Source organism: Neisseria sp. P0014.S002, assembly GCF_051958295.1.
GTDB lineage: Bacteria > Pseudomonadota > Gammaproteobacteria > Burkholderiales > Neisseriaceae > Neisseria > Neisseria flavescens_B.
The window spans coordinates 22,219-48,494 of the sequence record NZ_JBQCVO010000001.1; the positions used below are offsets into that span (position 1 = coordinate 22,219).

General features: G+C 47.7%; 23 protein-coding genes and 2 pseudogenes. 18 read left to right on the top strand and 7 right to left on the bottom strand.

The window, feature by feature from the left end; all coding sequences use genetic code 11:
• Positions 1-113: 113 nt before the first annotated feature.
• From msbA to ACTHSX_RS00160, 11 genes and pseudogenes are all read left to right on the top strand, one after another.
• Positions 114-1,880 carry a lipid A export permease/ATP-binding protein MsbA gene (gene msbA / locus ACTHSX_RS00110; RefSeq protein WP_440376663.1) on the top strand — a complete coding sequence of 589 codons (1,767 nt, stop codon included), beginning with the start codon at positions 114-116 and terminating at the stop codon, positions 1,878-1,880.
• Between the two features lie 85 nt (positions 1,881-1,965).
• Complete coding sequence (locus ACTHSX_RS00115; protein WP_440376662.1) at positions 1,966-2,742, top strand: ferredoxin--NADP reductase; 777 nt, start codon at positions 1,966-1,968, stop codon at positions 2,740-2,742.
• A gap of 72 nt (positions 2,743-2,814) precedes the next feature.
• Positions 2,815-3,557 (top strand): annotated as a pseudogene (locus tag ACTHSX_RS00120) (uroporphyrinogen-III synthase).
• Positions 3,558-3,666: 109 nt separating this feature from the next.
• Positions 3,667-4,938, top strand: coding sequence for a uroporphyrinogen-III C-methyltransferase (locus ACTHSX_RS00125; protein ID WP_440376691.1), 1,272 nt, complete (start codon positions 3,667-3,669; stop codon positions 4,936-4,938).
• Positions 4,935-6,158 carry a heme biosynthesis protein HemY gene (locus ACTHSX_RS00130; RefSeq protein ID WP_440376661.1) on the top strand — a complete coding sequence of 408 codons (1,224 nt, stop codon included), beginning with the start codon at positions 4,935-4,937 and terminating at the stop codon, positions 6,156-6,158. Before ACTHSX_RS00125 ends, ACTHSX_RS00130 begins: the two co-directional genes overlap by 4 nt.
• 135 nt (positions 6,159-6,293) lie before the next feature.
• Positions 6,294-7,355 (top strand): uroporphyrinogen decarboxylase, encoded by a 1,062-nt coding sequence (hemE, locus tag ACTHSX_RS00135; protein ID WP_440376660.1) that lies wholly within the window; start codon positions 6,294-6,296, stop codon positions 7,353-7,355.
• A gap of 145 nt (positions 7,356-7,500) precedes the next feature.
• The gene (gene cls / locus ACTHSX_RS00140; protein WP_440376659.1) at positions 7,501-8,994 is read left to right on the top strand and encodes a cardiolipin synthase; all 1,494 of its coding nucleotides are present in this window, start codon (positions 7,501-7,503) and stop codon (positions 8,992-8,994) included.
• Positions 8,995-9,269: 275 nt separating this feature from the next.
• Positions 9,270-10,013 (top strand): hypothetical protein, encoded by a 744-nt coding sequence (locus ACTHSX_RS00145; RefSeq protein ID WP_440376658.1) that lies wholly within the window; start codon positions 9,270-9,272, stop codon positions 10,011-10,013.
• A 304-nt stretch (positions 10,014-10,317) separates the two neighbouring features.
• A complete protein-coding gene (locus tag ACTHSX_RS00150; RefSeq protein WP_003685761.1) occupies positions 10,318-10,512 on the top strand; it encodes a YgaP family membrane protein in 195 nt (64 codons plus the stop codon).
• A gap of 12 nt (positions 10,513-10,524) precedes the next feature.
• On the top strand, positions 10,525-11,046 hold the full coding sequence (locus tag ACTHSX_RS00155) for a rhodanese-like domain-containing protein (RefSeq protein WP_440376657.1): 522 nt from the start codon (positions 10,525-10,527) through the stop codon (positions 11,044-11,046).
• 79 nt (positions 11,047-11,125) lie between these two features.
• Positions 11,126-11,428 (top strand): ArsR/SmtB family transcription factor, encoded by a 303-nt coding sequence (locus ACTHSX_RS00160; RefSeq protein ID WP_049322138.1) that lies wholly within the window; start codon positions 11,126-11,128, stop codon positions 11,426-11,428.
• 91 nt (positions 11,429-11,519) lie between these two features.
• Here the strand turns inward: ACTHSX_RS00160 and ACTHSX_RS00165 are convergent, their stop codons facing one another.
• Positions 11,520-11,867: a hypothetical protein gene (locus ACTHSX_RS00165; RefSeq protein ID WP_440376656.1), complete on the bottom strand. Its 348-nt coding sequence runs from the start codon at positions 11,865-11,867 to the stop codon at positions 11,520-11,522.
• Between the two features lie 144 nt (positions 11,868-12,011).
• On the opposite strand from ACTHSX_RS00165, the pseudogene ACTHSX_RS00170 reads away from it, so the two are divergent.
• Positions 12,012-12,203: pseudogene (locus ACTHSX_RS00170) on the top strand (contact-dependent growth inhibition system immunity protein); the annotation flags it as partial.
• A 160-nt stretch (positions 12,204-12,363) separates the two neighbouring features.
• On the opposite strand, the gene ACTHSX_RS00175 reads toward ACTHSX_RS00170, so the two are convergent.
• The 4 genes from ACTHSX_RS00175 to ACTHSX_RS00190 form a co-directional block, all read right to left on the bottom strand.
• Positions 12,364-13,017 carry a hypothetical protein gene (locus tag ACTHSX_RS00175; RefSeq protein WP_265511164.1) on the bottom strand — a complete coding sequence of 218 codons (654 nt, stop codon included), beginning with the start codon at positions 13,015-13,017 and terminating at the stop codon, positions 12,364-12,366.
• On the bottom strand, positions 13,010-13,750 hold the full coding sequence (locus tag ACTHSX_RS00180; RefSeq protein WP_440376655.1) for a hypothetical protein: 741 nt from the start codon (positions 13,748-13,750) through the stop codon (positions 13,010-13,012). Before ACTHSX_RS00180 ends, ACTHSX_RS00175 begins: the two co-directional genes overlap by 8 nt.
• 243 nt (positions 13,751-13,993) lie before the next feature.
• On the bottom strand, positions 13,994-17,398 hold the full coding sequence (gene mfd / locus ACTHSX_RS00185; RefSeq protein WP_440376654.1) for a transcription-repair coupling factor: 3,405 nt from the start codon (positions 17,396-17,398) through the stop codon (positions 13,994-13,996).
• Between the two features lie 130 nt (positions 17,399-17,528).
• Entirely contained in the window at positions 17,529-18,221 is a 693-nt protein-coding gene (locus tag ACTHSX_RS00190) for a VIT1/CCC1 transporter family protein (RefSeq protein WP_440376653.1), read from the bottom strand.
• Positions 18,222-18,518: 297 nt separating this feature from the next.
• Between ACTHSX_RS00190 and ACTHSX_RS00195 the strand changes: the two genes are divergently transcribed.
• From ACTHSX_RS00195 to ACTHSX_RS00210, 4 genes are all read left to right on the top strand, one after another.
• Entirely contained in the window at positions 18,519-18,665 is a 147-nt protein-coding gene (locus ACTHSX_RS00195) for a hypothetical protein (protein ID WP_003685706.1), read from the top strand.
• 189 nt (positions 18,666-18,854) lie between these two features.
• Complete coding sequence (locus tag ACTHSX_RS00200) at positions 18,855-19,055, top strand: hypothetical protein (RefSeq protein WP_003685538.1); 201 nt, start codon at positions 18,855-18,857, stop codon at positions 19,053-19,055.
• Between the two features lie 89 nt (positions 19,056-19,144).
• Positions 19,145-20,542 (top strand): aspartate ammonia-lyase, encoded by a 1,398-nt coding sequence (gene aspA, locus ACTHSX_RS00205; RefSeq protein ID WP_440376652.1) that lies wholly within the window; start codon positions 19,145-19,147, stop codon positions 20,540-20,542.
• A gap of 245 nt (positions 20,543-20,787) precedes the next feature.
• Positions 20,788-21,450: an NAD(P)H-dependent oxidoreductase gene (locus tag ACTHSX_RS00210; protein ID WP_063075894.1), complete on the top strand. Its 663-nt coding sequence runs from the start codon at positions 20,788-20,790 to the stop codon at positions 21,448-21,450.
• 179 nt (positions 21,451-21,629) lie between these two features.
• On the opposite strand, the gene ACTHSX_RS00215 is transcribed toward ACTHSX_RS00210, so the two are convergent.
• Both ACTHSX_RS00215 and ACTHSX_RS00220 read right to left on the bottom strand, forming a co-directional pair.
• Positions 21,630-23,831 (bottom strand): FepA family TonB-dependent siderophore receptor, encoded by a 2,202-nt coding sequence (locus tag ACTHSX_RS00215; RefSeq protein WP_070461685.1) that lies wholly within the window; start codon positions 23,829-23,831, stop codon positions 21,630-21,632.
• Positions 23,832-24,061: 230 nt separating this feature from the next.
• Complete coding sequence (locus ACTHSX_RS00220; protein ID WP_003685475.1) at positions 24,062-24,280, bottom strand: YdcH family protein; 219 nt, start codon at positions 24,278-24,280, stop codon at positions 24,062-24,064.
• 221 nt (positions 24,281-24,501) lie between these two features.
• On the opposite strand from ACTHSX_RS00220, the gene ACTHSX_RS00225 reads away from it, so the two are divergent.
• Positions 24,502-24,876 (top strand): hypothetical protein, encoded by a 375-nt coding sequence (locus tag ACTHSX_RS00225; protein WP_070461683.1) that lies wholly within the window; start codon positions 24,502-24,504, stop codon positions 24,874-24,876.
• Positions 24,877-25,009: 133 nt separating this feature from the next.
• The gene (gene glyA, locus ACTHSX_RS00230; protein WP_254322746.1) at positions 25,010-26,260 is read left to right on the top strand and encodes a serine hydroxymethyltransferase; all 1,251 of its coding nucleotides are present in this window, start codon (positions 25,010-25,012) and stop codon (positions 26,258-26,260) included.
• Positions 26,261-26,276 lie beyond the last annotated feature (16 nt).

The following is a 26,276-nucleotide window of genomic DNA, read 5'->3' on the forward strand; positions in this document are numbered from 1 at the left end:
TATAAAATCAAGGCGTTAAAATAATACCAACTCCTTTTGACTTTCAATTGCAAACATTGTAATGACAGATATTTTCGTTTAGAATTGCATGTTTGCTCTAAATCTGGATTGATATGCAGACAACACAAGCCACATCCAACTGGGAGCTGTACAAGCGTTTGCTTGGATATTTAAAAAGCTATTGGAAGATGTTTATCATCTCCGTAGTGGCCATGCTGATTGTCGCCGGTACAATGCCGGCTTTCGGTTACTTGCTCAAGCCTTTGATTAATGAAGGTTTTGTCGATAAAAACATGAAAAGCATGTCATGGTTGCCGCTGGCAATTGTGGCGCTGTTTTTCGTTCGCGGCCTGTTCAACTTCATTAACGAATATTGCACGACTTATCTGTCCAGCCACTTGGTGCAGCGTTTACGCGGTGAAATGTTCAACAAAATGATGCACCTGCCGACTTCGTACTTCAGCAGCAATACCGGCGGCCGTCTGATGTCGCGCATTTTAAACGACGTCAACCAAATTACCGATGCAGGATTTAACGTCATTACCGTGATTGCCAAAGACGGCGTGAGCGTGGTCGGTCTGTTAGGCTTGTTGACTTATCTAAACTGGCGTTTGACCCTGATTACTTTTATTATTTTGCCGGTCGTCGCCGTATGTATCCAAACAGTCAGCAAACGCTTGCGCAAATTGTCTGCCAACAACCAAATTTATCTTGGCCAGCTGATGCAGGTTTTGGGCGAAAGCATTAATGGTGAACGCGTTGTAAAAATCTACGGCGGTCAGGATTATGAAAACCGCCGCTTCAACCGTATTGCCAACGATGTGCGCCGCAACCTGCTCAAACAAGTTTCCGCCAGCTCTGCCGGTACCGGCATTACGCAATTAATGGCTTCGGTTGCACTGGCCGCAATTATTTACGCAGCCGCCCGCCAAGCCGGACTTTCAGGCTTCAGCGCAGGCGATTTTATGTCGTTTTTGTCCAGCATGATCATGATGTTTGACCCCATCAAACGCATGACCGGCGTGATGCAATCCCTACAACGCGGTTTGGCGGCGGCAGAAAGTGTCTTCACTTTTTTGGATCAACCCGAAGAAAGCAACGAAGGCAAACAGATCCTCAGCCCAAACCCTGGCGATATCGAATTTTGCGATGTTGTACACCGCTATCCTGAAGCAGAACGCAACAGCTTGAACCACATTAACCTGCTTGTACCGCAAGGCAAAGTGACTGCATTGGTCGGCGCATCAGGCTGCGGTAAAACCACCCTGGCCAATATGTTGCCGCGCTTCCTCAATCCGGACGAAGGCAAGGTCTTGATTGGCGGCGTCAACATCAATGAATATACACTCGAAAGCCTACGCAGTCGCATGGCATTCGTCAGCCAAAACGTTGTCCTGTTTAATGGTACGATTGCTGAAAACATTGCCTATGCTCAAGCTGACAAATTCAGCGAAGAAGAAATTATCAATGCTGCAAAAGCAGCCAATGCTTGGGAATTTATCCAAAAAATGCCGCAAGGCTTGCACACTGAAGTTGGTGAAAACGGTTTGAAACTGTCCGGCGGCCAACGTCAACGCCTCGCCATTGCGCGTGCGCTTTTAAAAAATGCACCGATTTTGATTTTGGACGAAGCCACCAGTGCATTGGATAATGAATCCGAACGTTTGGTACAAACCGCATTGGAAAACCTGATGCAAAACCGTACCACATTGGTGATTGCCCACCGACTTTCGACCATCGAAAAAGCCGACAACATCGTTGTGATGCATGAAGGCAATGTAGTCGAACAAGGCACGCACCATGAATTGATTAGCGCAGGCGGACGCTATTCCGACCTGCACAGCCTCAGCGAAAAATCAGCCAAACCGGCAAGCAAGTAGCTGAACACTATATTCCATTCTTTTTATTAACCTTGGCCGCCCCGACCTATCCTTTTCAGACGGCCTTATCCGACAGGAAATATCAATGGCAGCATTCAACACCCAGAAAGTCTTGTCCGTACACCACTGGACCGACGCTTACTTCACTTTCACCTGTACCCGTGACGAGTCTTTGCGCTTTGAAAACGGCCAATTCGTCATGGTCGGCCTGATGGTAGACGGCAAACCGCTGATGCGCGCATACAGCGTGGCTTCTGCCAACTGGGAAGAACATCTGGAATTTTTCAGTATCAAAGTACAAGACGGCCCATTGACCAGTCGCCTGCAACACCTTAAAGTCGGCGACGATGTCCTCATCAGTAAAAAACCGACCGGCACATTGGTTGCCGGCGACCTGAATCCGGGCAAACACCTCTACCTCTTGAGCACCGGTACCGGCATCGCACCTTTCTTAAGCATTACCAAAGACCCTGATGTTTACGAGCAATTTGAAAAAATCATCTTGGTTCACGGCGTACGCTACAAAAAAGACTTGGCATACTACGACCGCTTCACCAAAGAATTGCCCGAACACGAATACTTGGGCGACCTGGTTAAAGAAAAACTGATTTACTACCCGATCGTTTCACGCGAAGAATATGTACACCAAGGCCGTCTGACCGATTTGATGCGCAGCGACAAACTCTTCGAAGACATCGGCCTGCCTAAAATCAATCCTCAAGACGACCGTGCTATGTTGTGCGGCAGCCCTGCCATGTTGAAAGACACCTGCAGCGTCTTGGACGAATTCGGCCTGATCGTTTCTCCGAAAACCGGCGTTCGTGGCGACTACCTGATTGAGCGCGCATTCGTCGATCAATAAGCTGTGCTAGTAACAGGCCGTCTGAAACCCTTCTTTCAGACGGCCTAAAACCTTAATAATTTATCCCACATTATGCCTACTCTACTCATCATCCGTCCGTCCAACCGCCCGCAACAAGATATCCAAACCTGCCATGCAGCCGGTTGGCAGGCTCAGGTATTGAGTCCGATTGAAATAGAGGCGGATCATTCGGCATTAAAAAAACTCCCCGAGCAATTCAAGCAAGCCGATGTCGTGTTTTGGGTCAGCCCCACCGCTATTGAAACCGCAGCGCCACATCTGAACTTTTCAGACGGCCCCAAAGCACACATTACCGTCGGCCAAACCAGCCAGCATACTTTGGCACAATTCTCCCCCTATCCCGTCTTCTCTCCCGAAGACGGCAACGACAGCGAAGCCGTCTTGAGAATGCCTATTTGGAAAAACCTGCCGCCCAACGCCCGAGTTCTAATCGTTCGAGGCCATGGTGGCCGTGATTTTCTGGCAGACAAACTGACCGAACTGGGTTTCCAAATCGACATCGCCGAAATCTATTTCAGACGGCCACACGCCATCGATTGGCAGAACTTTAAAACCGAAGACATCGCCGCCGCCTACATCACATCCGGCGAACTCGCGCGCGAATTTTTCCATCAGATTCCGCCGCAATTTTCCCGATTCTTCGAATCCTTGCTATACTTTACCCATCATCCGCGCATTGCCGATGCGCTTCGCATCGTCGGCGCCAAACATGTAGAAACCGTCACTTCTTTATCCGCTGCACTTTCATCCATACCACAAAGGAGCCAAGCAGTGAACCCAGTCGAAGACAATAAAGATACCCAACAAGTTGCCAATACGGCAGCTCCGGCGCCTGAACATTCTGAAAACACCAGGCCGTCTGAACAAATCAAACCTACCCAACCTCAGCAAGTGGAGGCGAGCATGCCCGAGTCCAACAATCTCCCACAAAACAACGCCCCTGTTATCATCAAACAATCTGGCGGCAAAGCCTTGGCCGCAGGTGCGACCGTCTTGGCACTGCTTGGCTTGGGCGCGAGCGGATTCCTGTTTGTACAGGGTCAAAATGTTTTAAAGAACCAAGAGCTCGAATTCAACCAAAAAATCGACAAAGCTGCGTTGGGTGAATCTGAAAACGCCAGCCTTTTAAAAGACAACCTCAACCGCCAAACCGCTATTCAGGCCGAGTTAGACCGCCTGAACAACGGTCAAAAAAGCAATAGCGATCAAATCCTGCAAATGCAGAAAGCTTATCAAGAGTTACTCAAAGGCCGTATCAACTGGCTGGTTGATGAAGCCGAATCCATGTTGAACACTGCTTCGCAACAATTGATGCTGTCAGGCAACCTTCAAGGCGCGGTCAGCGTATTGGAACACATCAACAGCCGCTTAAGCCGTTTTGAACAGCCTGAGCTTATCCCCATCAAGCAAGCCATCAGCAATGATTTGGCCGCACTGAAAAACCGTCCTTATGTCGATATTTCCGCCACTGCCTTGCGTATCGACCGTCTGGAAACCGGTATTTCAGGCCTGCCTTTGGTTTTGGACGGCGTATTGAAACCAGGTGCCGCACCTGTCGAAGCCGCCAATTCAGGAACTTGGTGGGAAAACACATGGGAAAAATCCCTCAATGCCCTCAAAGGCTTGGTTGAAGTCCGTCATCTGGACAGCAACGACGCCATGTTGATTTCACCCGATCAAACCTACTTCATCCGTGAAAACCTGCGCCTGCGCCTTTTGGATGCGCGCATTGCCCTGTTGCAACACAACGGCGAAGTGTATCAAAGCGATTTGAACAACGTTGAAGCAACCGTGAAGCAATACTTCGACAGCAAATCCCCTGCTACGCAGTCATGGCTGAAAGAGTTGGCCGAACTCAAAGCCCTTGATGTCCGCATGATTTCAGACGACAGCCTGAAAGCCAGCTTGAGCGCCGTTCGCGCTTATCAAGAAGGTTCTCGTACACAAATAACGACTGAAGAGGCTGCACAAACCCAAGCTGCCGAGCAAACCGCTTCCGCTCCGGCTGCAGCTACCGATCAAGCCACAACTGCCGCACCGGCTGCCGCTTCTGCACCTCAATCTCTGGAAGCACCTGCTTTGCCGTCTGAAAACAAAAAAGAACCGGCCGCCGAAGCTGCCAAACCACAAAACCAAACCAAGCCTGCTGCCAAAATTAAAGGAGAGCAAGCATGAAAACCGTCGTTTGGATTGTCATTCTGTTTGCCGCCGCCGTCGGTTTAGCCTTGGCTTCCGGCATTTATACCGGCAACGTGTACGTCGTGGTTGAGCAAACCATGCTGCGTATCAATCTGCATGCCTTTGTTTTAGGCCTGCTGTTGAGCGTATTCGTCTTGTATTTCCTGATTAAATTCGTGTTCGGCCTCTTGAACATTCCGGCGCGTATGCAACGCTTCGGCATCGCTCGCAAAGGCCGTCAGGCTTCTGCCTCTTTGAACAGTGCAGGTTTGGCGTATTTTGAAGGCCGTTTTGAAAAAGCCGAACAAGAAGCTGCCAAAGTCTTGCAAAACAAAGAAGCAGGCGACAACCGTACCCTGGCTTTGATGTTGGGCGCGCACGCGGCCGACCAAATGGAAAACTTCGAATTGCGCGACCGCTACCTACACGAAATTGAACAGCTGCCACAAAAACAACAGCTTTCTCGCCATCTTTTGCTGGCCGAATCTGCACTGAGCCGCCGCGATTATCCGACTGCCGCACAAAACCTTGAAGCAGCAGCAAAAATCAATAGCAACTTAAGCCGCTTGGTCCGCCTGCAATTGCGTTATGCCTTTGATCACGGCGATGCTGCAGATGTCTTGGCAAAAGCGGAAAAACTGGTCAAAGCCGGCGCCATCAACGATTACGAAGCCGAACAGTATCAAAATTGGGCATATCGCCGCCTCTTAAGCGAAGTAACCGATGCACGCAGTCTGAAAGCTTGTTTGAAACACATTCCAGAAAGCTTGAAATCAGGCGAATTGTGTGTCGCGATTGCCGAAAAATACGAGCGTTTGGGTTTGTATGCCGATGCGGTCAAATGGGTTAAAACCCATTATCCGCAAACCCGCCAGCCTGAGCTTTTGGAAGCATTTGTCGAATCCGTACGCTTCCTAAGCGAGCGAGAGCAACAAAAAGCCATCGACTTGGCAGACTCTTGGCTGCAGGAACAACCAGACAATGCACCGCTGTTGATGTATCTTGGCCAACTGGCTTACGGACGAAAACTTTGGGGCAAAGCCCAAGGCTACCTCGAAGCCAGTATCGCCCTGCAACCCAGCGTATCCGCACATTTGGTCTTGGCCCGCGTGTTTGATGAAACAGACCAACCACAAAAAGCGCAAGAACAACGCAATCTGGTTTTGGAAAGCGTGGCCGAAGAAGAACATCCGGCAGCCCTTCCTCAGTCAAATTGATGTGCTGATTTCGCATTAAGCGACAATATGAAATCTGCAACAGAACCAACCATTTAATCATTTCAGACGGCCTCAATACATATCTAAGGCCGTCTGAACTTTGTCCAACATACCAAATCAGAAAGCCTATTTATCATGACTGCTCTGAAAAACGACACTTTCCTCCGCGCCCTGCTCAAACAACCTGTCGAATACACTCCCATCTGGATGATGCGCCAAGCCGGACGCTATCTGCCTGAATACAAAGCCACACGCGCACGCGCAGGCAGCTTTCTCGATTTGTGCAAAAACACCGAGCTGGCAACCGAAGTCACCATCCAGCCTTTAGAACGTTTTGATCTGGACGCGGCAATTCTGTTTTCCGATATTCTGACCGTTCCAGATGCCATGGGTTTGGGACTGTATTTTGCCGAAGGCGAAGGCCCGAAATTTGAACGCGCCTTGCAACACGAAGCCGACATTGCAAAACTGCAAGTTCCCGACATGGAAAAACTGCAATACGTCTTTGATGCAGTGACTTCCATCCGTAAAGCACTGGACGGCCGAGTTCCGCTGATCGGCTTCTCCGGCAGCCCGTTCACACTCGCCTGCTACATGGTTGAAGGCGGCAGCAGCAAAGAATTCCGCACCATCAAAACCATGATGTATTCGCGCCCTGATTTGCTGCATAAAATCCTCGACACCAATGCCCAAGCCGTTACCGCTTATCTCAACGCCCAAATCGATGCCGGCGCACAAGCCGTACAAATTTTCGACACTTGGGGTGGCGTGTTGAGCGATGCCACATTTAAAGAATTCAGCCTGAAGTACATCCGACAAATCGTTGCCGGACTCAAACGTGAAAGCGAAGGCCGCCGCGTGCCTGTTATCGTATTTGCCAAAGGCGGCGGCTTATGGCTGGAAAGCATGGCAGAAATCGGCGCAGACGCATTGGGCCTGGACTGGACATGCAACATCGGCGAAGCCCGCCGTCGCGTCGGCGAACAAGTTGCCTTGCAAGGCAACTTCGACCCGTTTGCCCTCTTCGGCACACCGGAATCTATCCGCACCGAAGTCGCACGCATCCTTGCCGACTACGGCAACGGCAGCGGCCATGTATTCAACCTCGGACACGGCATCAACCAACATGCCGATCCGGAACACGCCAAAATTTTGGTCGATACCGTACACGAACTGTCCCGTCAGTATCACCGTTAATTAAAGCAACTCAAAGGCCGTCTGAAAACAAATTTACACGATAATCGTGTTTTTGCTTTCAGACGGTTTTTCTATATACTTAATATCTGAAGCTTATCAGCTGACACCTTCAAACTTAAAAACACATCCACTCCCGCTACCGAATATGAATTTTTTAAAAGACATCACCTGGACCGAAATTTTCATCTTCGCCCACACCTGCGCCGCACTCGTCTGCATGCTGCGCGTGTTGTACAAACAAAAAAACATCGGCTCAACCTTTGCTTGGCTGATTATCTTATTCCTTTTCCCCGTATTCGGAACCATTGCCTACATCCTTATCGGAGAGCCTCGTCTCGGTACGGCACGCGCCAAACGTACCGGCGAAATGAACCGTTTCTACCGCAACTTTGCCGCCACCCATCTGGCCGATATCTATCTCGACATTGCCGACCAAGTCAAATCACGTTACCACGGCATCAGTAAAGTTGCCGAAAAAGGAACGGGGCTGGGTGCAACCAAAGGCAACGCCATGAGCCTGCTCTCGACCACCGATGCCATCATCGACAGCATGCTTGCAGACATACGCACCGCAACCCATTCCTGCCTGCTAGCCTTTTACATTATCGAGCCCAAAGGCCGCATCGAAGAAATTCTAAATGAAATTCTTGCGGCTGCAGATCGAGGCGTTGACTGCGCCATTTTGGCCGACGCCGTCGGCAGCAGGAGTTTTTTTGAAAGCGATTGGGTAGAGATACTGCGCCAAGCAGGCGTTGAAGTACATACCTCATTGCCTGTCGGCATTTGGCGTACATTATTCACGCGCACCGACCTTCGCAACCACCGCAAAATCCTCGTTATCGATAGCAAAATCGGTTATACCGGCAGCTTCAACCTCGTCGACCCGCGCTATTTCAAACAAAACTCCGGCGTCGGAGAATGGGTCGATGTCATGATGCGCTGTACAGGTCCTATGGTTTTGGAACTGTCTGCCGTCTTCTTCGCCGACCTCGCCGTCGAAACCGATGAAAACCTCCAAAACGTACAAACATACCTCAACCAAGCACAAAGCCTGCTGCCCCAAATCCTTCCTGAAAAAATGCAGCAAGGCGATATTGTTGCCCAAATCATTCCATCCGCCCCCGAGCAAGGCAGCTTCGTTATCTACGAAACCATCATCAGCGCCATCTATGCCGCCACCAAACAAATCACGATTACCACTCCCTACTTTGTCCCTGACGAGCCGCTTCTCATGGCGTTAACCGTTGCCGCCAAACGCGGCGTCAAAGTAACCCTGATACTGCCTGCCAAAGTCGATTCACTGATGGTTTGCTACGCCTCACGCGCCTACTACCCTATGTTGCTGGAAGCCGGTGTTAAAATCGCCATGTTTGAAGGCGGTCTTCTACATGCCAAAACCATGACCATTGACGAAGACTACTCCCTCTTCGGCACAGTCAATATGGATATGCGCAGCTTTTTCCTCAACCTAGAAATCAGCCTCGCCATCTACGATCGCGACACCACCAAACAAATCTGCCACCTACAGCGCAGCTACCTTAAAAACAGCAGCTACATTGCCATCAAATCATGGCAACAACGCTCCAAACTCCGCGGCCTCGTAGAAAATGCCGTCCGCCTGATGAGTCCTTTGTTGTAAAACATAAATATTTAGGCCGTCTGAAAAGTACTTTTCAGACGGCCTTTTTATATGGAAACAGATTAATCGGCTATACAAACTTATAAAATCTAAGTCCGGTTTATTTTCAAATCGGCTCGAGATATCCCATTATGTTTTAATTACTATAAATAACTTATCTTGTTTTTACAGCCTGGCTTTCTACCCAATTGGATTAATAGGATAGAATACGGATAATTTTCATATTATCTAACGTATTCAAATTGTTAACCCATTAAATTATCTCAGGAGCGATTATGTTCAAAATAAAATTTAAATTGTGGCTGCCAATGCTGTTGGCTGCAATTTTGGCTGCTTGTTCTCAACAATCCCCCTCGTCCGAAGCTCCTGCAACAGCCGAATCAGAAATGGCCAACCAAAGCGTAGAAACAGCAGAAAAACTAGGAACCAGTTGGGGAGATGAAGTACAGTCTTCCGTTCATTCCGTAGATTTACGCCGTGTTACTAAAAACCCTTTGGCAGAAGGCGTATTGAACTATTCTGCTAAAGATTATCGCGGTAAAAAAATCAACTCGATTTCATTAGCCGCAGGTAAAGTAGAATTATCCGTGCAATCTGATAATGGCGACCTGTTTCCGATCTTCCGCGATGGCAGCAACTACTTTTTACAAGGGAAAGACGGCCAGTCATACCGTTTGGTTTATAAGAACAATAGCAATAAAACTTTGGAAATCGTAGCCAGCGTAGATGGTTTGGATGTCGTCTCAGGCCAAGCAGCCAGCAGATACTCAGATGGCTATGTTCTGTACCCACATGATTCGCTGGTAATCGAAGGTTTCCGTAAAAGTGACGATGCTGTAGCATCTTTTGTATTCAGCAATCCAGAAGACTCTTACGCTGCAAACTCGGATAAAGGCTCCATCAAAAACACCGGTGTAATTGGTACAGCAATTTTTGAACTGTACGACCCGACACAAAAAACCAGTGAACCCGACGCATTTCCAGCCGATAACGGATATGCCCAACCACCTTCCAAATAAAAAAGCCCCTCGTTTACATACTCACAAACTGTATAACCGAGCTTGTTAAAACCAAAGGCCGTCTGAAATTCAGTTTTCAGACGGCCTTTTTTATATATGAAATTATATCGTTCTTTTATTTTAAATCAAATACTTAAACCATCATTTATACCAACCTAACAAACCAATACCTATCCCTATTTCAAACTGCATGGTTACAAATAATTTGACAAAGTCATTTTTAGGGATATAATATTTCTTATATATAATTTTTATTATATATATTTATTTATAGATGATTTATTCTTAAACAAGGAGCAATAAAATGAAACGAAACTTGGGTACTTTGGATCGCGTAATCCGTATTGTTATTGGCGTAGCACTGATTGCTGCAGCCGCTACCGGACAAATTGGCTGGTGGGGTTGGCTGGGCATTATCCCTCTGGGTACAGCACTGATTGGCAATTGCGCACTGTACAGCTTATTGGGTATCAACACCTGCCGCATCAACAAAAAATAACGAAGGCAAAACATGAGTACGGTCGGACAACTCCCGCGAATCACGCCTTCCGAAGCAATGGCAAAAATTCGTGAGGGCGCGTTGGCAGTGGACATCCGAAACCAAGCCGAATATCGGGGCGGGCATATTGGCGGCGCATTATCCCTTCCGCCTGAACAGCAGCGAGACAAACTGCCCGATGATACAGCCCCATGCCTGATTTTTTATTGCCTGAGCGGCCAACGTACAACACAGGCAGAAACAATATTGTCTGCGCTTGGCCAAGGTCGAGAATGCTATATTCTGGAAGGCGGCTTACTGGCATGGAAGGCTGCAGGGCTTCCTATTGTTGCCGACCATGCCGCACCGGATATCATGCGGCAGGTGCAAACCATTGCGGGCAGTTTGATTCTGTTGGGCATGCTGGCAGGTTGGCTGGTATCGCCTTGGTTTTATCTGATAGACGTGATGGTCGGCGCAGGCCTGTTAACGGCCGGACTAACCGGATTCTGCGGCATGGCTCGCCTGCTGACTAAAATGCCATGGAACCATTAAGCAAAGGCCGTCTGAAAGTTGCTGCCGAGGCCATTATGACTGATAATTCGACCTCCTCATTTGCCGAAAAGCGTGAAAAATGACCATTGCCGACAATCAACCGCCCTACGAAGAAGCCACCGCTTTTCTCAAACTTCTGGCCAATCCCAACCGTCTCGCCGTATTGTGCAAACTACATGAAAGGCCGCATAATGTAACCGAGTTGGCTGAATCATCCGGACTGCCGCAAGCGGCAATGTCCAGCCAATTAGCGCTACTGCGTGAAGCCGGTTTGGTATCGTTTGAAGTGAACCATCGGGAACGGCAATATTACATTGCCGACCCGAGGGTAACTGAGATGATACAGTTGCTGTATTCCTTTTTCTGCGCAGAAAAATCTTGAAATGTTGCCGAAATAGGATAGCCAAAAAATCAATCCATTTATAATTTCAAAGGCCGTCTGAATCTTTTTCAGACGGCCTCTACTATAATTTTTAGTCTTGCCATATAATCTCGTGTTTAGAACCATAAGTAATCTTCTTGATATTGCTTTCAAGAGCAATTTCTTTATCTAATGTTCCTGAGTATTCCGAACCTGCTAATTTTTGAAATAAAGTAATATTCAGCTCCTCGTTGCGGCTAGTTGTTTTTATATCTGAGATGCCCATTGCACTATTGCCTAATAAGCCTGTCAAATGAACCTGCCTATAACCCTCAGCTTCATTGACTGTAATTTTGAAATTCCCAATATCGTCCAACTTGATTTCATCATTGGTAAAAAAGCAGCCGGATAATATCAAGCCGGTAATCCCCAGCATGGTTGCCTTAATTTTCATCATCATTTCCTGATCAATTTATTAGCCGTAGAGTGGATTATTGAATCTGACAGTTTTGGTATTTTCAGATGACCTTTTTATACTGCTTCTGTATTCACACTTAAAGCATGCATGCGTGCGTGCCGCACACTCCCCTGTATGTAGGTTTGACGTGCACTATTTAAAAACATGATGAGCGGGGATATTTGGCTGCACAATGGCTGCCTGAAAATCAGCCCGAGCCGCCATGTCAAACTGGAAACGTGGGATGCCATTGATGCAGACGATGTAATTTTATCATTGGATAACAGCCCTGAAGAAATCGGATCAGGCTTAAGGTTGGTATTGAGCCTCTGCCGATAATAATTTGACAAAAGGTCGTCTGAAAGACGGAAACTTTTTTCAGATGATCTTTTTTATCACACTCAAAGCCCGCGTGCGTACCGCACACACCCTGCCTGCAGATTTCATGCGGGCTACGGCTTATTGTTGGTAATAATTTTAATGAGTTAGGTTCACATTATTATTTTATGATGCTTTCCAAGTTTTCGTATCTAATTAGAGCATTATCCAAGGCGGAGTTTGGTACTATCTGCAATGGTTCTTCATGTAAAAGACGGTATACGGGGTTAATTAAGAGTTCTTGGAAGTTATGGGAATTTATTTTCAATAAGTCGATACTATAATGCCAAAATTTATCTCCATAGTCATAGTTTGACCAAATAATCGCATTATTTTCTAATGAAAATGATCCAGGCTCTTCATCAAAATATAAAATTTCTTCTATTGGATATTTAATAAACCATTCGCTATCATGCCTTATACCTGATGAACTAATATGAATTAAAGGCCTATCTATTTGATTAGGAATTGCAACACTTTCATCACTAAATGAAAATTGGAAGTTAATAAACCTATAAGCTAGATCATCAGTTAATTTTCTTCTTTTCTTATCAAATATGGCGATACTTATATTACACCAAGGTACTAAATACTCGCTATTTGAAAGATGATGACTTTCTTTATGATTCGAAGCTTTAAATTTTGTACTACTATCAAGAAATTTATCTAACGTATTGATTAGTAGATACTTTAGTGCATTAATTTCTATAAAAAATTTATCCAATTCGTTTAATGCAGTTGTAATGTTCCTGCCTTGTTCTAAATAATTATCCATTGTTAACCTTCCATTGGTTTTTCAATTGAGGAACATTGATCCTAGTAAAATTTACTAATTCAAATGTTTTATTATCCCATACTAAATAACTTGGGATATGAAGTAAAGGAAAGAAATTAAATCGTTTAATATTCAGCTTTTCTAAAAATAATTTTAGATCATTCATATAAATATGATAATTTTTTAATTCAGTATTATTGCATTCTGCTAACACTATCTCTAAAAACTGCAACCAAGTAACTGCATACCAAGGATAATTTTTCTTTTTTTCATAAAAATTAGGGTGAATACTACTGGCTATATAAATTAAACATGTTTTCTCCTCTTGGAAATTCTCCCACTCTCTCTCTAATTGATCTTCCATAAAATGAGAGTTGATTCCCCATTTTAGTTCAACAATATAGTTTTCCTTTTTTCCATCAACACAAAAAGATACTAACAAATCTGGCTCAGTAATCTTTATTGATTTATCCTTCCATTTATGTTGTTTGCGGCTCCAAAAAACAATTTCATGAGTAATATGAATATTGTTTGGAATATCTTGCCTAGATAAAAGACGAAAAAAACGGTATATGGCTTTAGAATCAAGATATTTCATGACTCCAAAAATAGTAGATGTAATTTCATCTTCTCGTGGTATGCGTTGATGGTTACCTTCAGATTGAGTAGAAAATTTCTTTTTAGCATCTTTTAACCAGCGACTGCTTTTACCATGTATAACAGCATGAAGCATTGCGTATCCTTTTTAATTTAATATTTTATATGCTAATTATTTTGAAATTGATTGACAATTTGGTAGTATAGATTGCTAAAAAATAGTTGTGTGAAATTTTTAAACTATATGTGTACTTCATGGTGCATACTATACTTATACAGGCTAAACTTGTTCTAGACATCACCAATGATATTCTGTTTTCTGTATAAATGGTATTGCAGGTCGTCTGCAAAATTTCAGACGACCTCTTTTCACTAGCCCCTAATTTGCTATCACTCTTTCTTTCAAAGTCTTCAACACACTCTTCACTGTCTTAATCCGCGTCCCCACATCCTCCATCTGAGCCGTAAACTTCAACTTGTCTGCCCCTGCCAGCCGATATTTCTTATCTGTCTGAATCAGCAGGATGATTTCGGTTGGATCGACATTGTTGTTTTTGCCAAAGGTTACCGTTACCGCTTCGCTGGTCGCATCGATGGCATCAATGCCCAATTCTTTTGCCGCAAGCCGTAAGTGGTGGCTTTCAATGAGGGTTTTGACGGGTTGTTCGGGAAGGCCGAAGCGGTCGACGAGTTCTTCGTGTATGGCGTTGATTTGCTGCACGGTTTCGCAGACGGCGAGGCGTTTGTAGAGGACGAGGCGCTCGTGAATGTCGGGGCAGTAGTCTTCTGGCAATAATGCCGGGCTGTGCAGTTTGATTTCTGTGGTAATGCCCAATGGCGCGTCGAGGTCGGGTTGGCGGCCTTTTTTGAGGTCGCGCACGGCTTGTTTGAGCATTTCGGTGTAGAGCGTGAAGCCGACCTGTATCATTTCGCCGGATTGTCCTTCGCCAAGGATTTCGCCTGCGCCGCGGATTTCCAAATCCTGCATGGCAAGGGTGAAACCTGCGCCGAGTTCGTCTGCCGCCGCGATGGCGTCGAGACGTTTTTCTGCGTCTTTGGTGATGTATTCGGGCGTGAGCAGGTAGGCGTAGGCTTGGTGGTGGCTGCGGCCGACGCGCCCGCGAAGCTGGTGCAGTTGCGCCAGCCCGAATTTGTCGGCGCGGTTGATGATGATGGTGTTGGCGTTGGGAATGTCGATACCGGTTTCGATGATGGTGGAACAGAGCAACACGTTAAATCGTTGCTGTAAAAAGTCGCGCATGACTTGTTCCAGCTCGCGCTCACGCAGTTGCCCGTGCGCCACGCCGATGCGGGCTTCGGGCAGCAGGGTTTCCAACCGCTCGCGCATATTTTCAATCGTATCCACTTCATTGTGCAGGAAAAACACTTGTCCGCCGCGTTTGAGTTCGCGCAATACGGCTTCACGCACGCTGCCTTCGCTGAACGGTTTGACAAAGGTTTTGACGGCAAGGCGGCGGCTGGGCGCGGTGGTAATCAGCGAAAAGTCGCGCAGGCCTTCGAGCGCCATGCTGAGGGTACGCGGAATCGGCGTGGCGGTCATGGTAAGGATGTCGACATTGGCGCGCAGGCGTTTGAGCTGCTCTTTCTGGCGCACACCGAAGCGGTGTTCTTCGTCGATAATGACTAAACCTAAGTTTTTGAATTTTATGTCGTCCTGCACCAATTTGTGCGTGCCGATAACGATATCGACCGTGCCGTCTGCCATGCCTTCCAGTGCGGCTTTGGTGGCTTTGCTGTTGTTGAAACGCGAAAGGCTGGCGACTTTCACGGGGAAATCGGCGAAGCGGTCGGCGAAGTTTTGCGCGTGCTGCTCCACTAGAAGTGTGGTCGGGGCGAGTACGGCGACCTGTTTGCCACCCATCACCGCCACAAACGCGGCGCGCAGGGCGACTTCGGTTTTGCCAAAACCGACATCGCCGCACACGAGTCGGTCCATCGGCTTCGCTTGTGTCAAATCTTTAATCACGGCGGCGATGGCGGCAGCCTGGTCTTCGGTTTCCTCGTAGCCGAAACCGTCGGCAAACGCCTGATAGTCCATCTCGTTGATTTCAAACTTGTGTCCCGATTGGGCGGCACGTTGGGCGTAGAGGTTGAGCAACTCGGCGGCAGTGTCGCGCGCTTTTTCGGCGGCTTTGCGTTTCGCCTTGTTCCACGCACCGCTGCCGAGCTTGTGCAAAGTAACGTTTTCATACGCCTGACCGGAATAGCGGCTGATTAAATGCAGTTGCGAAACAGGTACATAAAGCTGCGCTTCGCCCGCGTATTCGAGCAACATCATTTCGTTGGTTTCATCGCCCAAATCCATTGTGACCAAACCCATATATCTGCCGATGCCGTGTTCTTCGTGTACAACAGGATCGCCGATATTGATTTCGGCAAGGTCGCGCAACAGGCCGTCTGAAACGGCGGCGTGTTTCTTACGATGATGTTTGCGCGAGCGGGCAACATATTGATAAAGATCGGATTCGGTAATGACCGCGATGTTTTGATCTTCTAATTTAAACCCGTAAGCCAACGGCGCCACTGTGATCATCAGCGGCTCATGTGCCGACAAAAAGCCCTGCCAGTCGGACACACTTTTGGCTTTCAAACCGTTTTGCTGCAAGAAACCGAGCATGGTTTCGCGCCGTCCCAAGCTTTCGGCACACAGCAAAATCCGTCCGTCAAAGGCCGTCTGAAAATCCTTCAATGCCTGCAACGGTTCATCTGCTTGGCGGTTGACAGCCAAGTTTGGCAACGTATGTTCATCACCAAAAATATCCGGCAATACCTGACCATAATTTTTCAGACGGCCTGCAAAAACATCGACAGAGAGATACAAATGCTGTGGAAGCAAAGGCGGATAGGTTTCATCGCCCTGCGCCATAGTGTAACGCGATTTGACGTCGCTCCAAAAACGGTTTGCTTCGGCGTGAACGTCGCCCAATGAAACAAACAGCGCATCTTCGCCGATATAGTCAAACAGCGTTTCCAACTCGTTTTCAAAAAACAGCGGCAGATAATATTCCACGCCTGCGCCGAAATGGCCGTTGCTGACGGCTTTGTACACTGCGGCATCGTTCGGATTGCCATCGACTTCCTCGCGGAAGCGGCTGCGGAAGATTTTTTGCGCTTCGCTGTCGGTGGGGAACTCGTGCGCCGGTAGCAGGCGGATTTCGGAAACGGGAGAAATGGTGCGTTGCGTTTCGGTATCGAAAGTTTTGATGCTGTCAATTTCATCGTCGAACAAATCGATGCGGTACGGCATTTCGCTGCCCATAGGGAACAAATCGACAATGCCACCGCGCACGGCAAACTCACCTGCAGCGACAACATGAGACACATGGTTGTAGCCCGCATCCACCAAATCAGTTTTCAGACGGCCTATATCCAAAGTCTGCCCTGTTTTCAGCCAAAACGTGCGCCCTGCCAGAAACGGCACAGGCGGCAGCTTCTGCATCGCCGTGGCAACCGGTACGAACAACACGTCCGCCGCGCCGCTTTTAATCTGCCACAATGCCGACAAGCGCTCCGACACCAAATCCTGATGCGGCGAAAAACGCTCGTAAGGCAGCGTTTCCCAGTCCGGCAGGAACACAGCCGTATCGTGCGGACGGAAAAACAGCCAGGCCGTCTGAAGGCGTAGCGCCTGTTCCGCATCTTGGGTCAAGACAACCTTGAGCTGCTTATGCGGCAGATAACGCGCCAAAGCCAAGGGCAGCGAGCCTTGAGACAGATTGAGCCAACGGGATTTTTCACAGGGTTTGGGAATCGGATAAGTCATGACAAAACAGTTTGTAATAAGTAAATACAAGCACCATAGGCCGTCTGAAAAATTTTCAGACGGCCTTTAGCGATCAAATAGATTTTCAATTTTACTGGATACAGGTTTAAAAGAATATAAGGCCTTACATTCAGACGGCCACGCCAGCCAGTTTTCCAATAAATCCGGTTATCACCAATGCCGCAACGCCCCATAAGCACACGCGCAAAACGGCGGGAACGACAGGCGCGCCACCGAGTTTGGCGGAGGCATAGCCCAGTCCGGCCAGTCCGCATAAAGTGGAAACTGCCAAGGCCGGAACAATGGCACTAGAAGCCGTCAATGCAACCAGTAAAGGCAAAATCGCGCCGGCACAAAATGAAGCGGCAGAAGCCAGCGCAGCCTGCATGGGTTGGGCGGCAGAGATTTCGGTAATACCGATTTCGTCACGTGCATGAGCGGCGAGTGCATCGTGTTCCATCAAGGCTTTGGCCACCTCTGCGGCAAGCGGGTCGGACAAACCGCGGCGGCGGTAAATTTCCGTCAGCTCTTCCAACTCTGCATCAGGATTATTTGCCAATTCGTAGCGTTCTTTGTGCAAATCGGCTTTTTCCGTATCCGATTGGCTGGACACTGAAACATACTCCCCCGCCGCCATTGACACCGCGCCCCCAATAAGCGCAGAAACGCCCGTCAACAGCAGGGTTTGGAAATCTGGCGCGGCTGCGGCTACGCCCGTCAACAGCGAGGCAGTGGAAATCAGGCCGTCATTGGCACCCAATACGCTTGCCCGAAGCCAGTTGTTGCGGTCACTGAAATGGCGTTCGCTGTGATGTGAATACATATATACTCCGATAAATTGGCTGTTTCCAGATGATGATAACATTGTATTGTTTTTGAATTCAATGTCAGTTTATCCCTTCAAATCAAGCATTCTTAAATCTTTCTGCTGCCATTTCAAACCATAAAAACCAATACTCCTCTTTGGATTTTTTCAGACGGTCTGAACGCTTTTACAAGCAAATTTATTGTTCCAAGTCATGGCATTATCACAAGGCAGTTTTGTGCTGCTTGGTTTATCCGCTTCAAGATGCTATCTTTATGAATCTTTCCACTCCTCAATCCATTGAAAGGATGTATCATGGCCGAAGAAAACAAAATCAAAGTAAACGATTTACCTGAAGATAAAAAAGAGCAAACCGAAGAAACCGAACTGCCCGTTATCAACAACGAAGAAAAACGCGGCGGTCACAGCGAAGGCGGTTGCTGCGGCGCATGCGGCGGCTAATCTTCCCGGCAAAGCCTCAAGGCCGTCTGAAAAGTCTTACTTTTCAGACGGCCTTTTCCTTTCTAAACACTTACAGGTAAATCAATGAAAGGATGCGGGAGAAGAATTTAAACCCAACCGCGTTTGTGCTACATTCACATCTTTACAAACCACAACAATCTACACCCACAGACACATAAGGAAGAAAAAATGTTTTGGTATATCGTCGGCTTTTTCGCCATTATCGTTTCCCTACTCGCCCTCTGGGTCAACGCCAGCGCGTTTGGTATGCAAGAGGACGGCACGCCGCAATCCGAATACGAAAAAATGTTGGGTCTGGGCGCAAAGCTGAAAGACAAAGATACGGTTGCCAAGGAACGCGAAGCGGCACGCTTTCATCCTGACGATTAAGCCTTATTAACTGGACAATCTTGCCGAACTGGGCTAATGTTCCAAACGCATAATGCACACCAACACAACTATACGAGAAGGTAAGAGAAATGACTGTACGAATCGAACACGATTTATTGGGCGACCGCGAGATCCCTGCTGAGGTATATTGGGGCATCCATACTTTGCGCGCCATTGAAAATTTTAAAATTTCCACACAAAAAATTTCCGACGTACCGCAATTTGTCCGCAGCATGGTCATGGTTAAAAAAGCCACTGCGCAAGCCAACGGCGCATTGGGTGCCATCAAGCCGGAAATCGCAGCAGCCATCGAAAAAGCCTGCGATGAAGTATTGGTCAAAGGCCGCTGCCTCGACCAATTCCCGTCCGACGTTTATCAAGGCGGTGCCGGTACTTCGGTCAACATGAATACCAACGAAGTCATTGCCAACCTCGCATTGGAAGTCTTGGGTCACGAAAAAGGCCACTACGACATCGTCAATCCAATGGACCATGTCAACGCCAGTCAATCCACCAACGACGCCTACCCTACCGGCTTCCGCCTTGCCGTGTATTACAGCATCGGCGAATTGCTCGACAAACTGGCTATCCTGAAAAACGCCTTTGCCGCCAAAGCCGAAGAATTTAAAGACGTTTTGAAAATGGGCCGCACCCAGCTTCAAGATGCCGTGCCGATGACTGCCGGCCAAGAGTTTCAATCTTTCCAAGTGTTGTTGGAAGAAGAAATCCTCAACCTCGACCGCACCCGCTCCCTGCTGCTTGAAGTCAACCTCGGCGCCACCGCCATCGGTACGGGCGTGAATACGCCTAAAGGCTATGCGGCTTTGGTCGTTGAGAAACTTTCCGAAGTCAGCGGCCTGCCTTGCAAACTGACTGAAAACCTGATCGAAGCGACCTCCGACTGCGGCGCATATGTGATGGTACACGGCGCATTGAAACGCACAGCCGTTAAACTGTCCAAAATCTGTAACGACCTGCGCCTGCTCTCTTCCGGTCCGCGCGCCGGTTTGAAAGAAATCAACCTGCCTGAATTGCAGGCCGGTTCTTCCATCATGCCCGCCAAAGTCAATCCCGTGATTCCCGAAGTCGTCAACCAAGTCTGCTTCAAAGTCATCGGCAACGACACCACCATCACTTTCGCAGCCGAAGCAGGTCAGTTGCAGCTGAACGTTATGGAGCCGGTAATCGCCCAATGTATGTTTGAAACCATTTCCCTCTTGGGCAACGCCACGGTCAACCTGTCCGACAAATGCGTCAAAGGCATTACGGTCAACCGCGAAATCTGCGAACACTACGTCTTCAACTCCATCGGTTTGGTCACTTATCTGAACCCATACATCGGCCACCGCAATGGCGACTTGGTCGGCAAAATCTGCGCCCAAACCGGCAAAGGCGTGCGCGAAGTCGTATTGGAGCGCGGTTTATTGAGCGAAGAAGAACTCAACCGCATCCTCTCCCCTGAAAACCTGATGAATCCTCATCTGTAATTAGGATTTGAAATCAAAGGCCGTCTGAAACTTTAAACGTTTAAAGTTTCAGACGGCCTTTTCATATTGATATTGATATTTATCGAATTTTTTTACGAAATTCAGAATTAAAAGATAGCCTGACCGTCAGGTTTGATTTAACATGGTGTTGCCCCAGCCTGTTTCCTCCTTAAGGTTATGCCGGTAATGATGCCTCAAAAGGAACCGGATATTGGAATAACATCTTCATTTATTAGGAAAACCAGATGAATCAAATTACACGCGAACAAATGCTGCAAGTATTCGAAAATCGCTGCTCCACCCGTTATTACGATCCCAACAAAAAAATCAGCCAAGAAGATTTTGCAGCGATTTTAGAATTTGCCCGCCTCTCGCCCAGCTCTGTCGGCTCCGAGCCATGGAAATTCTTGGTGATTCAAAACAAAGCCCTGCGTGAGAAAATCAAGCCTTTCAGCTGGGGGATGCAATTCCAACTGGACGACTGCAGCCATCTGGTGATTATCCTTGCCAAGAAAAATGCCCGTTACGATACCCCGTTCTTCCGCAGTGTTGCCGAACGCAGGGGTCTGCAAGGAGAGCAGCTGGAAAAAGCATTGGCAAGATACAAAAGCTTCCAAGAAACCGACATTAAAATTGCCGACGACCAACGCGCACTCTTCGACTGGAGCGGTAAACAGACCTATATTGCTTTGGCCAATATGCTCACAGGCGCAGCCGCCATCGGCATCGATTCCTGTCCAATCGAAGGCTTCAACTACGATAAAATGAACGAAGTATTGGCAGCAGAAGGCCTGTTTGATGCCAATGAATGGGGTGTATCCGTAGCGGCAACATTCGGCTATCGAGCCAAAGAAATCACCAAAAAATCACGCAAACCGATTGAAGAAATGGTGACTTGGGTCGAATAAGTAGTTTGTATTCTCAGGGCGGCGAATGCCACCCTTTTACTTTTCTTAAAAGTGAAGCAAATTCCGTAACAACAAATACTCCTAAATTTAAAATCAAAAAGGCCGTCTGAAACCATGTGTCAGAAATCCTAGATTTCATTTCACACCGTTTCAGACGGCCTGATTTAATACGCCTCTACTTAAAACGATACTTTCAAACTGCCGTAGAAAGCACGGCCATGCTCGTTATAAGTTTGTGCGCCGGCAGTTGTGCGATACAGTTTTTTGTCAAACAGATTGCTGATACCGCCACGGACGGCCACGCGTTTGTTCCAGTTGTAGCCTGCATTGATGCCCCAAATGCCGTAAGAGCCGACTTGGGTTTGGCTGTGTTCGGAAGACAACGCTGCTACGCCTGCACGAGGATTGCCGTTTTGTTCCAAACGGTTGACTGCCACGCTGCGCGGCTTGGTGCGGCCGTAGTGGGTAAAGGTCAGATTGGCATCGAAGCGTTCGTTCGGCGTCCAAGACAATGTGCTGTTGATGGTATGTTTCGGCACCAAAGACAATGGATTGCCTTGATAATCTTCAGATTTGTGCATATAAGTGAAATTGTTGCTCCACTTGAGTGTGTCATGCAACGGAATCACCAAGTTGCCTTCGATACCTGAAATAGTCGCTTTCGGCGTATTTTCCCATTGCAGGAGCCAGTTGCCAATATTGCTGGTGGCAATGAGCTGGTCGCCGATCACGATTTTATTGCGGTACGCGTTGTGGAAATAAGTCGCCGAAGCCTGCCAGCCGTTTTTGTTGAATTCAAGACCAATCTCTTTATTGATACTGGTTTCAGGTTTCAAATTGCCATTGCCCATGTAGTAGCAGCGGACACTGTTCGGCGCATTGAGCGGACAGCCTTGACCGCGTGTGTACAGGATAAAGTCAGGATTGGTTTGATACAGGTTTGGCGCTTTATACGCACGGGCAATACCGCCTTTGACCAACCAGTTTTCGCCGATTTGATGCGAGAAGTTCAAAGCCGGACTCCAATTTCTGCCGCTGTCGCTGTTGTGGTCGAAACGGATGGCCGGAATCAGATGGGTTTTGTCGGTCAATGAAATATTGTCTTCAACGTATGCCGCCCAGTTGCGTTGAGATGCCTTACCACCGCGCGTTGCGGAGATGCCGTTAAACGCATCGGTTTTGCCTTGGTCTTTAAATCCCTGAGTATTGGAGGCAGGATCGTCCAATTTGCTGTCAGTAAATTCTGCACCAACCGTCAACACGTTATCGACACCAAGTTTGAACGGAATATTCGCTTCGCTGCTGAAGCGCAGGTTTTTCAGACGGCTTTGAACAAAATCCAAGCCTGTATAGCTGCCTTCCGGACCACCGGCCAAACCTTCAGGCAAGTGGCTGTTGATTGTGCGCTCATAACTGATCACGTTTTTAGTATCGCCCCATTCCCATGCGCCGTCATGCGTTAAAGAATAAGCGGAACGGTATAAGCGGGCAGTTTCGGCTTTGCTGTCGGCCAAAGAATTAACCAAAGCAGAACGCGGATTGCTGTTTTGCGTATCGCCGTTGTAGATATTGCCCTGACGGCTGTAACTGCTGTCCAAAATCAGCGTTTGCGCTGGGCTGATTTTCCATTGCAGACGGCCTGCAATGTCTTTATTGCGTACACCTTCAACACCGGCCGCGCTGTCATTGCCGTGTCCGGCATTAATATCGGCAGCATCTGCATCCGTTTTATTCAGGTTGCCATAAATGCGGAAGCCCAAAGTATCTTGGATAATCGGACCGCTCAAATTAAAGCCGATACGGCGGGTTGCGCCCTCTTTGTTGTCTTGCGGCTGATTGGCGTAAAGATTGACTTGGCCTTTAAATTCTTTAGACACTTTTTTGGTAACAATATTGACCACGCCACCCATCGCGCCAGAGCCGTAACGGGTCGCCGCCGGACCGCGCAAGACGGTAATGGATTCAATCTCTTCAACCGGCACCCAGTTACTGTCGCCACGCGTATTGCGTTCACCACGCATACTAATACGCTCGGATTGGCGCGAATTAACCGGCTTGCCGTCAATCAAAATCAATGTATTTTCAGGGCCCATACCGCGCAAGTCGATTTGGCGTTTGTTGCCACGCTGACCCGTCGCCGTATTGCCGGTCAGGTTAACGCCCGGCATAGTGCGGACAAATTCGGAAATATCATTGGCTGCAGGGCGTTTGTCGATGTCGTCTTTAGAAATACGCGATACGCCGAGCGACTGTTGCAACTGCTTCTCGGCAGTAACGTAAACGGTATCGACTTCAGCCTGTTCAACAGCTTTCTCTTCAGCTGCGTGTGAGAATGCACTAATTAACGCCAAAGGCAAAATAGCGAGTGTGAATGTTTTCATTGCATTGTTTCTCTTGGTTTTGTTTGTTTAAAATCAAAATAAAAATTATTCGAGATTTTAAATAACCTTAACAGAGTTTTCAACGCAATTAAGAGTGATTTACAATTAAAAGTTAAATTGTGCTAATAAAAATAACAAATACCAAACAACTAAAAAGGCCGTCTGAACCAGTATGAAACGAAATCCGAGATTCCTATCATACCGTTCAGACGGCCTTATTCAATTTTTAATTATTTGCCTGCTGCTTTTTGCAGAAGAGCATACAATTCGTCTTTGAGTTTGAGTTTGGCTTTTTTCAGCTCTTCAATCTCTTCGGCACCGCTGGTAACAGGGTTGTTAACCAAACCGGTGATTTTATCGTCCAGCTCATTGTGCTCGTCAAACAAACGGGCAAAGTGTGCATCTTCTTGTTTCAATTTAGAAATCAAATCGCGATATTCTGGAAACATTTTGTTTTCCTCTCTTGTTAATTAAATAAAAAAGTACTGCGGTCAAAAACTAGGACGAATCAATCTTTAGCTTCATTATAACAAACACGGGCGTTTTATCCAGTCTTTTTTAAGTCGAAACTGTTTTACATCAAAATTAATAATATCAACATAAGTTAGCGCCAAAATAGAAAGAAACGGCTTTATAGACGGCTTACCGACTTGGGCATACAATCGGGCTTATGCGTTTACACAATGGCCGAACCACCCTATTCCGTCATATCAACGGCATGGACGGACAATTTATCCTGCTTGAAAACCATCCTTCATGGATGCCGGTCAATGATGCCGATTTCAACCATGCCGCCCCCTTGCCCGACGGTTTGGCCGTACACGAAGAATCGTTTTATCCATTTGAAAAAATAGATGCTGCCGAATCGGCAGACAATATCAAAATCTTCAGCGAAGAAGCTCTACGGCTGGAGAAAGAACGATTAAATGCGGTAGCCTTGGTAGAACTGGCAAAAAATCTTAAAGCCGCCCAAGCCGAAGCCGATTTGGTCGCGCTTCTGGAAAAAATGGATTTTCATTTAAAACAAGATGATATTTTCAAATAAACCCTTCAATCTCAGGCCGTCTGAAACCAAACACCCGACACAATTGTTGACAATGCAAGAAAAATAGTTCATCTTGAACCAATTCGCAGCACTCCATCCTATATTTTCAGCCCATCACAAAGGAATCGAGAACATGTTTTCAAAAAGCGTTACCCTCGCACAATATGACCCCGATTTGGCAGCAGCCATCGCCCAAGAAGACAAGCGCCAGCAAGACCACGTCGAGCTGATCGCCTCTGAAAACTACGTCAGCTGTGCCGTCATGGAAGCCCAAGGTTCGCAATTGACCAACAAATACGCTGAAGGCTATCCTGGCAAACGCTACTACGGCGGCTGTGAATACGTTGATATTGTTGAACAATTAGCGATTGACCGCGTAAAAGAACTGTTTGGCGCCGCCTATGCCAACGTTCAACCGCACTCCGGCTCCCAAGCCAACCAAGCCGTGTATGCTTCTGTTTTGAAACCGGGCGACACCATTTTGGGCATGTCTCTGGCACACGGCGGCCACTTGACCCACGGCGCAAGCGTTAACATCTCCGGCAAACTCTACAACGCCATTACTTATGGTTTGGATGAAAACGAAGTTCTCGATTATGCCGAAGTGGAACGCTTGGCTCTTGAACATAAACCTAAAATGATTGTGGCCGGTGCATCTGCCTACGCGTTGCAAATCGACTGGGCAAAATTCCGTGAAATCGCCGATAAAGTCGGTGCATACCTCTTTGTCGATATGGCGCACTACGCCGGTCTGATTGCAGGCGGCGAATATCCTAACCCCGTGCCATTCTGCGACTTCGTAACCACCACCACCCACAAAACCCTGCGCGGCCCTCGCGGCGGTGTGATTTTGTGCCGTGACAATACCCATGAAAAAGCGCTGAACTCTGCCATTTTCCCAAGCCTGCAAGGCGGCCCATTGATGCACGTTATCGCTGCCAAAGCCGTAGCGTTTAAAGAAGCGTTGCAGCCTGAGTTCAAACAATACGCAAAACAAGTGAAAATCAATGCTGCCGCCATGGCGGAGGAGTTGGTTAAACGCGGTTTGCGCATTGTATCCGGCCGTACCGAAAGCCACGTTTTCCTCGTTGACCTGCAACCGATGAAAATCACCGGTAAAGCCGCCGAAGCCGCTTTGGGCAAAGCACACATTACCGTCAACAAAAACGCTATTCCAAATGATCCGGAAAAACCATTCGTTACCTCCGGCATCCGCATCGGCTCTGCCGCCATGACCACACGCGGCTTTAACGAAGCCGACGCGCGCGTATTGGCAAACTTGGTTGCCGACGTATTGGCTAATCCTGAAGACGAAGCCAACCTCGCCAAAGTCCGCGAACAAGTGACTGCTTTGTGCAATAAATATCCGGTTTACGGCGCATAAGCATTTCCGACTTGGA

Bases quoted from the DNA above. Each gene is read 5' to 3' on its own strand.
- msbA (WP_440376663.1), top strand. From the start codon at position 114: ATGCAGACAACACAAGCCACATCCAACTGGGAGCTGTACAAGCGTTTG.
- ACTHSX_RS00115 (WP_440376662.1), top strand. From the start codon at position 1,966: ATGGCAGCATTCAACACCCAGAAAGTCTTGTCCGTACACCACTGGACC.
- ACTHSX_RS00125 (WP_440376691.1), top strand. From the start codon at position 3,667: ATGCCCGAGTCCAACAATCTCCCACAAAACAACGCCCCTGTTATCATC.
- ACTHSX_RS00130 (WP_440376661.1), top strand. From the start codon at position 4,935: ATGAAAACCGTCGTTTGGATTGTCATTCTGTTTGCCGCCGCCGTCGGT.
- hemE (WP_440376660.1), top strand. From the start codon at position 6,294: ATGACTGCTCTGAAAAACGACACTTTCCTCCGCGCCCTGCTCAAACAA.
- cls (WP_440376659.1), top strand. From the start codon at position 7,501: ATGAATTTTTTAAAAGACATCACCTGGACCGAAATTTTCATCTTCGCC.
- ACTHSX_RS00145 (WP_440376658.1), top strand. From the start codon at position 9,270: ATGTTCAAAATAAAATTTAAATTGTGGCTGCCAATGCTGTTGGCTGCA.
- ACTHSX_RS00150 (WP_003685761.1), top strand. From the start codon at position 10,318: ATGAAACGAAACTTGGGTACTTTGGATCGCGTAATCCGTATTGTTATT.
- ACTHSX_RS00155 (WP_440376657.1), top strand. From the start codon at position 10,525: ATGAGTACGGTCGGACAACTCCCGCGAATCACGCCTTCCGAAGCAATG.
- ACTHSX_RS00160 (WP_049322138.1), top strand. From the start codon at position 11,126: ATGACCATTGCCGACAATCAACCGCCCTACGAAGAAGCCACCGCTTTT.
- ACTHSX_RS00165 (WP_440376656.1), bottom strand. From the start codon at position 11,867: ATGATGATGAAAATTAAGGCAACCATGCTGGGGATTACCGGCTTGATA.
- ACTHSX_RS00175 (WP_265511164.1), bottom strand. From the start codon at position 13,017: ATGGATAATTATTTAGAACAAGGCAGGAACATTACAACTGCATTAAAC.
- ACTHSX_RS00180 (WP_440376655.1), bottom strand. From the start codon at position 13,750: ATGCTTCATGCTGTTATACATGGTAAAAGCAGTCGCTGGTTAAAAGAT.
- mfd (WP_440376654.1), bottom strand. From the start codon at position 17,398: ATGACTTATCCGATTCCCAAACCCTGTGAAAAATCCCGTTGGCTCAAT.
- ACTHSX_RS00190 (WP_440376653.1), bottom strand. From the start codon at position 18,221: ATGTATTCACATCACAGCGAACGCCATTTCAGTGACCGCAACAACTGG.
- ACTHSX_RS00195 (WP_003685706.1), top strand. From the start codon at position 18,519: ATGGCCGAAGAAAACAAAATCAAAGTAAACGATTTACCTGAAGATAAA.
- ACTHSX_RS00200 (WP_003685538.1), top strand. From the start codon at position 18,855: ATGTTTTGGTATATCGTCGGCTTTTTCGCCATTATCGTTTCCCTACTC.
- aspA (WP_440376652.1), top strand. From the start codon at position 19,145: ATGACTGTACGAATCGAACACGATTTATTGGGCGACCGCGAGATCCCT.
- ACTHSX_RS00210 (WP_063075894.1), top strand. From the start codon at position 20,788: ATGAATCAAATTACACGCGAACAAATGCTGCAAGTATTCGAAAATCGC.
- ACTHSX_RS00215 (WP_070461685.1), bottom strand. From the start codon at position 23,831: ATGAAAACATTCACACTCGCTATTTTGCCTTTGGCGTTAATTAGTGCA.
- ACTHSX_RS00220 (WP_003685475.1), bottom strand. From the start codon at position 24,280: ATGTTTCCAGAATATCGCGATTTGATTTCTAAATTGAAACAAGAAGAT.
- ACTHSX_RS00225 (WP_070461683.1), top strand. From the start codon at position 24,502: ATGCGTTTACACAATGGCCGAACCACCCTATTCCGTCATATCAACGGC.
- glyA (WP_254322746.1), top strand. From the start codon at position 25,010: ATGTTTTCAAAAAGCGTTACCCTCGCACAATATGACCCCGATTTGGCA.